Origin of the sequence: Streptomyces iranensis (assembly GCF_017874715.1) — a bacterium.
In the GTDB taxonomy this organism is placed as follows: domain Bacteria; phylum Actinomycetota; class Actinomycetes; order Streptomycetales; family Streptomycetaceae; genus Streptomyces; species Streptomyces iranensis.
On sequence record NZ_JAGGLR010000001.1, the window covers coordinates 323,789 to 335,511 of the forward strand.

Consider the following 11,723-nt stretch of genomic DNA (forward strand, 5'->3'; position numbering starts at 1 on the left):
CCCCTCAACCGCTCATCCGTGAATTCTCAGTGGCCCTGCTCATCACGGCGCCGCTGCCACCGCTCCTCGATGCGTGTCATCATCGAGCGGCGCTGACGGCCCTGACGGCGGGGAGCCGCCCCGCCGTCACGCTGTGCCTCGCCGGGTTTGGGAGCCTTGCGCCAACCGGTCACCGCGAGCACCGCGCATCCCAGCATGATCAGGAAGCCCACCACGCTGATCCAGATCTGGGGAACGATCACCCCGACCATGAGGAGTGCGATGCCCACCAGAAAACCCGCGACCGCCTGGTAGACCCGTCGCCGGGTGTACGTTCGCAGGCCGCTTCCCTCAAGCGCTGTCGCGAACTTGGGATCTTCGGCGTACAGCGCTCGCTCCATTTGCTCGAGCATGCGCTGCTCGTGCTCCGAGAGCGGCACGGAGTCCTCCTACTCGTCGGTCGCGGGGGGCGACCGGGTGCGACCCTTTCAGGATAGGCAGGGAATCGCCCCCGTGAAACCCGCCCCTCAACGCCAATTCGCCCACCCCTTCGGGCGTGGCGAAAGTTGACGCTGAGACGTCCATTCCCCTCCCGCCGATTGGCCATGCCGGACGGTGTACCCCGATCATACGGCGCCGGGCGTCCGATCGGGTCTCCTGTGGCCGACTCCACCTGCGGCGCCCGTCGTCGGGTGGGGCGGGAGGAGCGCTCTAGTCCCGCTCGGCGAGAACGTGCAGCTGAGTGGCGACGGAGCGGAAGGCGGGCAGCTCGGCGGCGGCCTCCTCCAGCTGCAACAGGGCGTCCAGCGCCCCGGGCTCGGTGTCCACGAGCACTCCGGGGACAAGATCGGCGAAGACCCGCACCCCGTGCACCGCGGCGATCTCCAGACCGGCCGCGCGTACCAGCCCGGACAGCTGGTCCTCGGTGAAGCGGCGCGGCATCGGGTCCCCGGAGCCCCAGCGGCCCTCGGGGTCGGTAAGCGCTTGCCGGGCCTCGGTGAAGTGACCGGCGAGGGCGCGGGCCAGCACGGCGCCGCCCAGGCCCGCGGCGAGCACGCTGAGGGTCCCGGCGGGGCGCAGGGCCGCCGCCGCGTTCCGCAGGCCCTCGACGGGGTCGTCCACGTACTCCAGGACGCCATGGCAGAGCACCACGTCGTAACCGCCCCGCTCGACCACGTCGAACAGCCCGTGGGCATCGCCCTGGACCCCGCGCACCCGGTCGGCGACCCCGGCCTCGGCGGCCCGCCGCTCCAGCGCGAACAGCGCGTTCGGACTCGGGTCGACCACGGTGACACGGTGGCCGAGGCGGGCCACGGGGACGGCGAAATTGCCGCTGCCGCCGCCGGTGTCCAGGACGTCCAGCGCGCCGTGCACGGCCCCGCCCCCGGCGGACTCCCGGCCCGTGGCCTTGGCCCGCCGTTCCAGGGCGTCTTTCAGGACCTCCCAGACCACGGCGGTACGGAGGGACGCACGGGGGCGCTGCGGGTCTGACACGGCGGGTGGCTCCTCGGCGCGGTGCCGTCACCGCCCGGAGGCGGTGACGACGGCTTACTGAACGTCGGCGCTCCCAGCCTATTGCCTCCGTGGGGCGGGCCGCGCCGAGACGGCCGGCGGACCGGCGCCACGCGAACACCGGTCCCCTACCGGTCCCCCATACCGGTCCCCCAGCGGACACCCGACCGCCCCGGCGCGATACCGGACCGCCCCCACGCGGACACCAGGCCGCTCCCACGCGGACGCCGGACGACCCCCGCGCGGATGCAGGGCCGCCCCCGCGCCCATACCGGGCCGCCCCTCACGCCCCCGACGGGCCCGGCTCGTCGTCCGGCCTCTGGTGGGGCAGGGCGGGCTGCAGCATCAGCATGCGCTCCACCAGGCGGAGGAACATCGCGGTGGCGCGCAGCAGATCGTCCGCGTCCCGCAGGCTCGCGGCGCCCTGTATCCCCGCCTCGGCGCGGGCCCGGCGCTCAGCGCCGGAGGCGAACAGGGCGCTCCACTCGGCCAGTTCGGGAGCGACCTCGGGCAGCACCTCCCAGGCGCTGCGGATCCGGGCGCGGCGGCGCGCGGTGGGCTCGGGGCGGCCGCGCACGGCGAGCACGGCGGCGGCCGTGCGCAGGGCGGCCAGATGTGCGGCCGCAAAGCGCTCGTTGGGGGTCTCGAGCGCGGCGGCCTCCTCCAGACCCTCATGGGCCTGGGTGAGCAGGGCCGCGGCGGCGGGCGGGGCGGACGCGCGGCGCAGCACGGGGTGGACATCGCCCGCGGGACCGGTCAACGAGGGGGCAGGGGCGGCGGCACGGTGCCGGCGCGCTGCGGCGGTACTGGCCATGACGGACCTCCTGTCGTCGCGTGGCGGCCACTCGTGTGGTAAAGCGACCGCCGTATGGGGCCATCGTGGGGCACACCACTGACAATCGGCCCTGACCAGCGCGAACACCCCCGGTACCACACCTCGCTCGGCCATGCCCCATACTGGTTTTTGCACTGACCAGTCAGTTCAAAAATCAAGGAAGTGATCTGTGTGGGGGGCACCCCAGAAGCGGGGATCGGGGCGGCGGTGACGGGGGCGGCGGTGACGGCCGAAGGGCTCGGCGTCAGGGGGTCGCACGGCTGGGCGTTCCGCGGTGCCGACGTCGCCGCCGACCCGGGTGCGCTGATCGCCATCGAGGGCCCGTCCGGCTCGGGCCGCACCTCCCTGCTGCTCACGCTCACCGGCCGGATGCGCCCCACCGAGGGACACGGCGGTGTCGGTGGCTTCCGAGTGCCCCAACAGATGGCGCGTATACGCCGGATCAGCGCGCTCGCGCATGTGCCGGGCGTCACCGAGCTCGACCCGGTGCTCACGGTCGCCGAGCATCTGCGCGAGCGGGCCCTGCTGCGGCGCCGGTTCGCCGACTCCCCGCGCGGGCTGCTGCGTCCGCGCCGGGAGCGGGCCGCCGCGTCCCGGGCCGCGATCGACGCCGCCCTTATGGCCGCCGGGCTGGACCTCGACACGCTGCCCAAGGGGTCACGTACGGCCGTGCGGGACCTGGAGCGGCTGGAGGCGCTGCGGCTGTCGATCGCGCTCGCGCTCATCGCCCGGCCGCGGCTGCTGGCCGTCGACGACGCCGACCTGAAGCTCTCGGACGACGATCGCGAGCGGGCCTGGGCGCTGCTGCGGGAGATCGCGGGGGACGGCACCACGGTCCTCGCGGTGTGCAGCCAGGCCCCGCCCGGCGCGGTCGTGATCCGCACCGAGCGCACCAGAGCCGCCGAGAACGGCGAGAAGACTCGCCGGGCCCAGCAGGCCGACGCGCCCGCCACCGAAGGACACGAACACGACGAGAACGAGGAGGGGGCGGCGGATGCGCTCGCCGAAACTCGCCGCGCTTGAGCTGAAGCGGTTCGGGAGGGGCAAGCTGCCGCGTGCGGCGCTCGCCGCCCTGCTCCTGCTGCCGCTGCTCTACGGCGCGCTGTACCTGTGGTCCTTCTGGGATCCGTACGGCAAGCTGAACAAGATCCCGGTCGCCCTCGTCAACTCGGACACCGGCGCCTCCGTGAAGGGCGAGCACCTCACCGCGGGCGACGACATCACCGACAAGCTGCTCGACAGCGAGACCTTCGAATGGCACCCCACAAGCGCCGCCGAGGCCCGTAAGGGCGTCGCGAACGGCACGTACTACCTCTCGCTGACCGTCCCCCCGGACTTCAGCCGGCAGATCGCCTCCAGCTCCGGGAAGTCCCCGGAGACCGGCGCCCTCAAGGTGCGCACCAACGACGCCAACAACTACATCGTCGGCCAGATCTCCCGCTCGGTCTTCTCCGAAGTGCGCGCCGCGGCCTCCACCAAGGCGTCCCGCGGCTTCTACGACAACATCTTCATCTCCTTCGCCGACATCCACGGCGAGACGGAGAAGGCCGCCAACAGCGCCGACAAGCTCGGTAAGGGCATCGGCAAGGCCAAGAAGGGCGCGGACGACCTCGCCAAGGGCCTGGCCAAGGCCAAGGAGGGCAGCCGCGATCTGAAGTCCGGGCTCGGCACGCTCTACAAGGGCTCCGGGACGCTGGAGACCGGCGCGGGCGGGGTCGCCGACGGCACCCAGTCCCTGTCCGACAAGGTCAACGACGTGGCGGCCAAGGTCCGCCCGTTCCTCAAGGAGCACGGCAAGGAGATCGGGGACATCTCCCAACTGGTCGCCGACGCCTCCCAGAAGGCGTCCGACAACCTCGACACCCTGCCCGAGAAGACTTCCACGGCGGCCACCAAGGCCCGTAAGGCGTCCGACGACCTCGCCGCCGACCACCGGACCCGCTGCGAGGGCGCGGTGCCCACCGACCCGGACTGCCCCGCGCTGAAGAAGTCGGTGACGGCGGCCGACACCGCCGCCGACGTGGCCGAGGACGTCAACAAGCTGGTCCAGGACCACACCGGCCAACTCGACGCCCTTGGCGGCCATCTGGACGACCTGCACGACCAGGCGCTGTGGCTCGCGCGCAACGCCCCGCACCTGGACACCGACCTGGACTCCGCCGTACGGAAGGTCAACACCCTCAACTCCGGGGCGCGGAAGGTCGCCAAGGGCGCCGGAACCCTGCACACCGGGCTGAGCACCGCCAAGACCGGCGCGTCCGACCTCGACAGTGGCGTCGGTAAGGCGCGCGGCGGCGCGGACACCCTGGGCGGCGGGATGTACCGGCTCGTGGACGGCTCCGGGAAGCTCTCCGGCGGTCTGCACGACGGAGCGGCCAAGATCCCCGACTACGGCAAGCAGGACCGGGACGCCCGTACGGAGGTGATGTCGGATCCGGTGCGACTGGTCAACCAGGCGCTGCACAAGGCGCCCAACTACGGCACGGGCTTCGCCCCGTACTTCATCCCGCTCTCCCTGTGGGTCGGCGCGATGGTGGCCTACATGCTGATCAAGCCGCTCAACGGGCGCGCGCTGGCGGCGGGCGCATCCTCCTGGCGGATCGCGTTCGCGGGCTGGCTGCCGGTCGCCGCGATCGGTGTGCTCCAGACGCTGGCCCTGATGGCGGTGTTGCACTGGGCGATCGGCCTCGAGATGGTGCGGGCCGCGGGCACACTCGGCTTCCTGATGCTGGTGACGGCCTGTTTCGCGGCGATCGTGCAGTGGCTGAACGCCCGCTTCGGACCGGCCGGCCGGATCCTGGTACTGGCCCTGCTGATGCTCCAGCTGACCTCGGCGGGCGGCACCTATCCGGTGCAGACCAGTCCGCGCTTCTTCAACGCCATCCACCCCTTCCTGCCGATGACCTACGTGGTGGACGGGTTGCGCCGGCTCATCACCGGCGGCGGGCTCGGACCGGTGTGGCTGGCCTGCGGAGTGCTCCTTGGATTCACCGCGGCCGCCCTGGCGCTCACCACCTGGTCGGCGCGGCGCCGGCAGGTGTGGACGGTGGACCGGCTGCACCCGGAGCTGAGCCTGTGAGCGGGATAACATCGACAACGGGCAGAATCGGCGCCATGGACAGCAGCAGCACGCGCCGCCAGGCCACCCGGCAGAAACTCTTCGAGGCAGCGGTCACCCTCATCGCGGAACAGGGCTTCTCCTCCACCACCGTGGACGAGATCGCCGAGCGGGCCGGGGTGGCCAAGGGCACGGTGTACTACAACTTCGCCAGCAAGACCGTGCTCTTCGAGGAGCTGCTGCAGCACGGCATCGAGCTGCTGACCGCCTCGCTCCAGACCGCCGCCGACGAGAACGCCGAGCGCGGCGGCAGCCATGTGGACGCGCTGGACGCCATGGTCCGGGCCGGGCTCGACTTCATCTCCCGCTATCCGTCGCTCACCCAGCTGTACGTGGCCGAGCTGTGGCGCACCAACCGCGCCTGGCAGTCCACCTTGATGATGGTCCGGCAGCGGGCCATAGCGGTGATCGAGGCCGAGCTGCGGGCCGGGGTGGCCACGCATGAGCTCAGCGAGGACATCGACATCCCGCTGACGGCCTCGGCGCTGTTCGGGATGGTGCTGGTGGCCGCGCTGGACTGGCAGTCCTATCAGCCGGAGCGGTCGCTGGAGGATGTGCACGCGGCGCTGTCACGGCTGCTGCAGGGCCGCGTCGGCGGGACCGTGGCCTCGGGGTGAAAGCAGAAGGCGCTGTTCCGGCAGATCGACTTTCATCGACCTGACCGGAACAGCGCCTCCCCCCGTAACTCCCCCGTACTTCCCCCGTTGGAGGCTCCTGGTCCGGAGACTCCCGGTGACTCCCACCTTTCGTCCGGGCCCGCGCCGTTCCGCCGCCCCGTGCCGGCGGTGCGGCGCGCGCCCTTCCGTGTGCTCCACTCTCTCGTCCGCGCAGGTGGCGGCCCATCCGCGCGGCTACTCATCTCCCCGGCTGAGTACGCGTACTCAGCTCTGCGCGTTCGTCCCCAGGCGCGGTGACCCGGCTGTCGGTGGGGGCGGATAAAGTCACGGTCATGGCACGGATTGTGGTGATCGGCTCCGGGATGGGCGCCATGGCGGCGGCCGCCCGGCTGGCCGTGGCGGGCCACCGGGTGGTGGTGTACGAGCGCGGGCACACCCATGGCGGCGGGGTCGGCCGCTTCGAGCGGGACGGCTTCCGCTTCGACACGGGCCCGGGGCTGCTCCATCTGCCCGCCGTCCACCGGGATCTGTTCATGAAGACCGGCAAGCAGACCCTGGAGCAGAGCGTCGAGCTCGTCCAGGTCGACCCGGCGAGCCGGCACCTCTTCGCCGACGGCACGGACGTCCGGCTGCCCAACGCCTCGCGGGCCGGGGTGCTCCAGGCGCTGGACGGCGCCTTCGGCGCGGGCGCGGGCGAGCGCTGGAGCGATCTGGTCAACCGGGCGCGAGAGGTGTGGGACGCCACCCGCAGACCGCTCCTGGAGGAGCCGCTGCGCGCCAACTGGCGGGTTCTGGGCCGCGACCCCTATCCGGCCGCCCCCGTGCGGCGCGGCCGGCTCGGCGGCCTGTTCCGCCGGGGCGGCGCCGCCGGGCCGCCCACGCTCGCCGAGGTGGCCCGCCGTGAGCTGGGGGATCCGCGCGCCGTGGCCCTCCTGGAGAGCCATGCGCTGGCGCACGGCCTGGACCCGCGCTCAGCCCCCGCCGCGGCCACCGTGCTGCCTTACGTCGAGCAGACCTTCGGCACCTGGTATGTGCGCGGGGGGATGCGGGCGCTCGCCGATGCTCTCCATGAGCGCTGCCGTCAGCGGAAGGTGGAGTTCCACTTCGAGGCCGAGGTCACCGGCATCGTGGAGAAGGACGGCCGTGCGGCGGGTGTGGAGCTGGCCGACGGCGGCGTCGCGGAGGCCGACGCGGTGGTCTCGGGCGTCGACCCCGCGCTGCTGCCCCCACTGCTCGGCGGGCAGCAGCCCTGGCGGGAGGGGGACGTGCGGCCGGAGCCCGGCGCGGGCGGCGGCACACCGGGGCGGCTGACCGTCTTTCTGGCGCTGCGCGGCGCCCGCCCCGAGGACACCGCGCACCGCACCGTGGTCCACGCCCCGGACCGCGACGCGGAGTTGGCCGCCGTCTTCGGCGACGGCCAGGGGCTCCGCGAGCCCTGCCCCCGGCCCACGGTGACCGTGCTGCGGCCGGACGACCCCACGGTGCGCCCGGACGCGGAGCACGAGGCCGTCACCCTTACCGCCGTCGTCGCCCCGCACGGCCCGGTGGACTGGACGGACGGCGCGGCGGCGGAGCAGGACGCCCAGCGGCTGATCACGGCCGCCGAGGCCGCGATACCGGATCTGCGGGGGCGGCTGCTGTGGCATGAGGTCCGCACACCCGCCGACACCGCGGCGGAGACGGGCGCCCGGGGCGGTGGCGTCCCGGGCCCGGTGCTCGCCGGGGCGGACGGCGCGTTTCTGCGGCCCGCCAATGCCACCCGGATACCGGGTCTGTATCTGGCGGGCGGCTGGGCCCATCCGGGCGGCGGGCTCGCCCACGCCGGGATGTCGGGCGCGCTGGTGGCCGGGCTGATCGTCGAGGGCGGGGAATGGCGCGGCTCCCAGTAGCGCGGGCCCGAGCGGCGCGTCCCAGCCGTGGCGCGGGCCCGGGAAACGAGTAGCGCGGGCCCCGCAAACGCGCAGGTGGGTGCCGCTCCCGGGAGCGGCACCCACCTGTCGGCGGAGCTCAGTAGCGGTACTGCTCGTCGAAGCCCTGGGGGTAGCCCTGGTTCTGGCCCTGGTTCTGGCCCTGGTGCTGCTGCTGGTACGGGTACGCCTGCTGGTCCGCCGGGGGCGCGGCGTCGCCCTCGCGCTGCTGCGGTACCCAGGGCCCGCCGGACTGCATCACGTCGTAGGCCGGGTCCGGCGAGGCGTAGCCGGCCTCGGCCGCCCAGTGGTCGCCGCCCCCGTAGGTCCCGCCGTACGGATCCTGCTGGCCGTAGGCCGCGTACTGGTCGGCGTACTGCTGCTGGCCGTACGCCTGCTGGTCGTACGTCTGCTGGCCGTAAGTCTGCTGGTCGTAGGGCTGGGCCTGGGGCTGGGCGGCGCCGTACGGGTCCTGGCCGTAGGCCGCGTACGCCTCGTTCCCATAGCCGTACTGCCCGGCCTGGCCCATCTGGTCCGCGTAGACGTCCTGGCCGTAGTTGTGGCCCTGCCCCTGGCTGTGGTCCTGCTGCGCGCCATAGCCGCCGTACGTCTCGTACGCGCTGTAGCCGTCCGCCGTCGCCTCGTTGTATCCGCCCGAGGCCGGGGTGAAGGGGGACGGCTCCTCGTAGACGCCGTACTCGCCAGTGTCGTCGGGCATCGGCTGCGGCTGGTAGGTGGGCGGCTCCGGCTGGTACGCGGGGGGCTCCGGCTGGTACGCGGGCGGTTCCGGCTGGTACGCGGGCGGTTCCGGCTGGTACGCGGGGGGCTCCGGCCGCGCCGCCGGGACCGCCTCCAGGTCCGAGATCTCGAGGATCGGCTCCTTGTCCGCGTCGTCCGGCCGGGTGCCCCTCCCCTCGCGCCCGAGCAGCCCCGGCAGCCCGCCGCTCAGCGCCCAGCCCGCGGCGAAACCGCGCCGGAAGGAGAGCGTCACATACGTCTGGCCGACGGCGAAGGCGATCGCGCCCACCCCGATCACCGGAACCGACGGGATCAGCACACCGAGGACCACGCCCAGGAAGCCCACGAAGGCCAGCAGCCGCCAGCGGAGCCGCGCCTTGTACTGCAGGAGGACCTCTCCGAGCAGCCATAGCGCGACGACGCCGAAAGCGATGTAGAGGACCGTCCAGCCCATGCCCGCCCCTCTCAGTGCGGCCGCCCGTCGGCTGCCGTCATCAGGACCGCTGATGCAGTCCCAGATTCTCGTAGATTTCCAGCGTCGCCGTGGAGTGGTTCAGGGTAATGAAGTGCAGCCCGGGGATCTCCTCGGCCATCAACCGCGCGCACAGCTTCGTGGCGTAGTCGATCCCGATCGAGCGTACAGCCGCCGGGTCGTCCTTCACCGCCAGGATCCGCTCAGCCAGTTCGGGCGGGAACGCGGCATTGCTGAGCTGTGCGAACCGCTCGATCTGCTTGACGTTCGTGACCGGCATGATCTCAGGGATGATCGGTGTCGTACAGCCCGCTGCGGCGACCCGGTCACGCAGCCGCAGATAGTCCTCGGGGTAGAAGAACATCTGCGTGATGGCGAAGTCGGCGCCCGCGCGGCACTTGTCGATGAAGTGACGGATGTCGGTGTCCCAGTCCGTCGAGCGGGGGTGCATCTCGGGGAACGCGGCCACGCCGACGCAGAAGTCGCCGGACTCCTTGATCAGCCGGACCAGATCGGCGGCGTAGTTGAGACCGTCGGGGTGCTGGACCCACTCTCCCATGGGATCGCCCGGCGGGTCGCCGCGCAGGGCCAGCATGTTCCGGATCCCGGCGCCGGCGTACTGCCCGATGATGTTGCGCAGCGCGGCCCGGGAGTGATTGACCGCGGTCAGATGGGCGACGGGGGTGAGCGTGGTGTCCGTCGCGATGCGCTCGGTGGCACGGACGGTGCCCTCGCGGGAGGAACCGCCGGCTCCGTAGGTCACGGAGACAAAGGTGGGCGAGACGGCTTCCAGCCTGCGGATGGCGTTCCACAGCGTCTGCTCGCCCTTCGCCGTTTTGGGGGCGAAGAATTCGAAGGAATACGACTGCTCGCCCGACGCGAGCAGATCGCGCACGGTTCGGGCGCGATCGGTCCTGGTGGAAGCGGTGCCTAGGGCCATATGTGCAGGCTATCGACCCGGCCCGGCTACGCCCACCCGACCTCGGAGATATGGGGGTTTTGCCAGCTTTCTGTCCGCAGTGCGGACAGTTCCGTACGCGTTCGACCGGCGGACGGGCCGGGCCGGATGAAAGGTGGGTGAAGCCCAGGTGAAAAGCCGGGCCGGGCCGCGGGGCGCTCCCACGCCGGTCGGGCCGCGCCACATCCCGCTCGGGCCGGACCCCATCCCGGTCGGGCCGGACCCGGTCAGGCCGGACCCGATCAGGCCGCCGCGCGGACCCGCTTCGCCAGCTCAGCCGTCGCCCCCGCCGGGTCGTCGGCGGCCGTGATGGCCCGGACCACGACGATGCGGCGGGCGCCCGCCTGCAGGACCTGATCCAGGTTGGAGGCGTCGATTCCGCCGATGGCGAACCACGGCCGCTCCGTGCCCAGCGCGGCGGCGTGGCGCACCAGGGACAGCCCCGGGGCGGTGCGGCCCGGCTTGGTCGGGGTGGGCCAGCAGGGGCCGGTGCAGAAATAGTCCACACCGGACTGGACGGCCGCCGCGTCCACCTCCGCCTCCGCGTGGGTGGAGCGCCCGACCAGCACGTCCTCGCCGAGGATCGCGCGCGCCGCGGGCACCGGCAGATCGCCCTGGCCCAGATGGAGTACATCCGAGCCGATGGCATGCGCGACATCGGCCCGGTCGTTGACGGCCAGCAGCTTGCCGTGCCGACGGCAGGCGTCCGCGAAGACCTGGAGGTGTTCCAGTTCCTCGGCCGCCTCCATCTCCTTGTCCCGGAGCTGGACGATGTCCACCCCCGCCCCCAGGACGGCGTCCAGGAACTCCGGCAGATCGCCTTGGCGCTTCCGGGCATCGGTGCACAGATAGAGGCGGGCGTCGGCCAGCTGCTCGCGAGCGGTGGCGGTGGTGGCGGCGGCGGTGGTGGAAGTGGCGGTGGTGGCGGTGGTGGACATGGGTCCCCCCGGAGGGTCGGGCGGCGTACGGGCCGTGGGTGGAGCCCGGCCCGTACGCCAGGTGCGATCAGGGTTCGATCAGATTGCGATCAGGGTGCGGTCAGGTGCGACAACGACGGCGAGAGCGCGGAGCCTGCGCGAAAACGACCAGCCCTGTACAGGCCCCGTACGGGCTGTGTACGAGCCCCGTACGGAAAGCCACGGAAAGCTGGGCGCTGACGGCGTCAGACGGCGCGCAGACGGCGTCAGACGGCGAGGGCCTGAGCGCGCCGCTTCACTTCCGTACCGCGATTCTCGCTCAGCGCCTGTGCCGGGGTGCCGGGCAGGCTCGGGTCGGGGGTGAAGAGCCACTCCAGCATCTCTTCGTCACTGAAGCCGTCGTCCTTCAGAAGCGTCAAGGTCCCCACGAGGCCCTTGACGACCTTTCCGTCACCGATGAACTCCTCGGGCACCTGAAGGACCCTGTTCTCGCCACGGCGCACGGCGATCAGCTGGCCCTCCTTGACTAGCTGCCGGACGCGCGTCACCTCGACCCCCAGTCGTTCGGCGACGTCGGGGAGGGTGAGCCAGGCGGGGACGAGAGCATCGATCTTTGCGTCAATCTCGGTCACGGAACAAGCCTGCCATCTGGGACTGACAGTGGGTAGCC

Annotated in this window: 11 protein-coding genes; 4 read left to right on the forward strand and 7 right to left on the reverse strand. The window is 72.3% G+C overall.

What is annotated here, in order from left to right; all coding sequences use genetic code 11:
* Nucleotides 1–26: 26 nt before the first annotated feature.
* The 3 genes from J2Z30_RS01440 to J2Z30_RS01450 form a co-directional block, all read right to left on the reverse strand.
* The gene (locus J2Z30_RS01440) at nucleotides 27–419 is read right to left on the reverse strand and encodes an SCO2097 family morphological protein (protein ID WP_044576856.1); all 393 of its coding nucleotides are present in this window, start codon (nucleotides 417–419) and stop codon (nucleotides 27–29) included.
* Nucleotides 420–690: 271 nt separating this feature from the next.
* On the reverse strand, nucleotides 691–1,473 hold the full coding sequence (locus J2Z30_RS01445; protein WP_044576853.1) for a methyltransferase: 783 nt from the start codon (nucleotides 1,471–1,473) through the stop codon (nucleotides 691–693).
* A 301-nt stretch (nucleotides 1,474–1,774) separates the two neighbouring features.
* Nucleotides 1,775–2,305, reverse strand: coding sequence for an SAV_6107 family HEPN domain-containing protein (locus J2Z30_RS01450; protein ID WP_044576850.1), 531 nt, complete (start codon nucleotides 2,303–2,305; stop codon nucleotides 1,775–1,777).
* A gap of 192 nt (nucleotides 2,306–2,497) precedes the next feature.
* Between J2Z30_RS01450 and J2Z30_RS01455 the strand changes: the two genes are divergently transcribed.
* From J2Z30_RS01455 to J2Z30_RS01470, 4 genes are all read left to right on the forward strand, one after another.
* Nucleotides 2,498–3,349, forward strand: coding sequence for an ATP-binding cassette domain-containing protein (locus J2Z30_RS01455; RefSeq protein ID WP_044576847.1), 852 nt, complete (start codon nucleotides 2,498–2,500; stop codon nucleotides 3,347–3,349).
* Entirely contained in the window at nucleotides 3,321–5,405 is a 2,085-nt protein-coding gene (locus J2Z30_RS01460; RefSeq protein ID WP_044576844.1) for a YhgE/Pip family protein, read from the forward strand. The genes J2Z30_RS01455 and J2Z30_RS01460 overlap by 29 nt, the downstream gene beginning before the upstream one ends.
* Before the next feature lie 35 nt (nucleotides 5,406–5,440).
* Entirely contained in the window at nucleotides 5,441–6,061 is a 621-nt protein-coding gene (locus tag J2Z30_RS01465) for a TetR/AcrR family transcriptional regulator (protein WP_020872057.1), read from the forward strand.
* Between the two features lie 332 nt (nucleotides 6,062–6,393).
* Nucleotides 6,394–7,950 (forward strand): phytoene desaturase family protein, encoded by a 1,557-nt coding sequence (locus tag J2Z30_RS01470; protein WP_044576841.1) that lies wholly within the window; start codon nucleotides 6,394–6,396, stop codon nucleotides 7,948–7,950.
* Between the two features lie 118 nt (nucleotides 7,951–8,068).
* Here the strand turns inward: J2Z30_RS01470 and J2Z30_RS01475 are convergent, their stop codons facing one another.
* The 4 genes from J2Z30_RS01475 to J2Z30_RS01490 form a co-directional block, all read right to left on the reverse strand.
* Nucleotides 8,069–9,160: a membrane protein gene (locus tag J2Z30_RS01475; protein WP_044576839.1), complete on the reverse strand. Its 1,092-nt coding sequence runs from the start codon at nucleotides 9,158–9,160 to the stop codon at nucleotides 8,069–8,071.
* A 40-nt stretch (nucleotides 9,161–9,200) separates the two neighbouring features.
* Nucleotides 9,201–10,118 (reverse strand): methylenetetrahydrofolate reductase [NAD(P)H], encoded by a 918-nt coding sequence (metF, locus tag J2Z30_RS01480; protein WP_044576837.1) that lies wholly within the window; start codon nucleotides 10,116–10,118, stop codon nucleotides 9,201–9,203.
* Nucleotides 10,119–10,378: 260 nt separating this feature from the next.
* Nucleotides 10,379–11,074, reverse strand: a complete 696-nt coding sequence (gene thiE, locus J2Z30_RS01485) for a thiamine phosphate synthase (protein ID WP_044576834.1) — start codon at nucleotides 11,072–11,074, stop codon at nucleotides 10,379–10,381.
* A gap of 245 nt (nucleotides 11,075–11,319) precedes the next feature.
* Entirely contained in the window at nucleotides 11,320–11,685 is a 366-nt protein-coding gene (locus J2Z30_RS01490) for an Rv2175c family DNA-binding protein (RefSeq protein WP_044576833.1), read from the reverse strand.
* Nucleotides 11,686–11,723 lie beyond the last annotated feature (38 nt).

Excerpts from the sequence above, each read along its gene's own strand:
- J2Z30_RS01450 (WP_044576850.1), bottom strand. The coding sequence starts at position 2,305 with ATGGCCAGTACCGCCGCAGCGCGCCGGCACCGTGCCGCCGCCCCTGCC.
- J2Z30_RS01460 (WP_044576844.1), top strand. The coding sequence starts at position 3,321 with ATGCGCTCGCCGAAACTCGCCGCGCTTGAGCTGAAGCGGTTCGGGAGG.
- J2Z30_RS01465 (WP_020872057.1), top strand. The coding sequence starts at position 5,441 with ATGGACAGCAGCAGCACGCGCCGCCAGGCCACCCGGCAGAAACTCTTC.
- J2Z30_RS01470 (WP_044576841.1), top strand. The coding sequence starts at position 6,394 with ATGGCACGGATTGTGGTGATCGGCTCCGGGATGGGCGCCATGGCGGCG.
- J2Z30_RS01475 (WP_044576839.1), bottom strand. The coding sequence starts at position 9,160 with ATGGGCTGGACGGTCCTCTACATCGCTTTCGGCGTCGTCGCGCTATGG.
- metF (WP_044576837.1), bottom strand. The coding sequence starts at position 10,118 with ATGGCCCTAGGCACCGCTTCCACCAGGACCGATCGCGCCCGAACCGTG.
- thiE (WP_044576834.1), bottom strand. The coding sequence starts at position 11,074 with ATGTCCACCACCGCCACCACCGCCACTTCCACCACCGCCGCCGCCACC.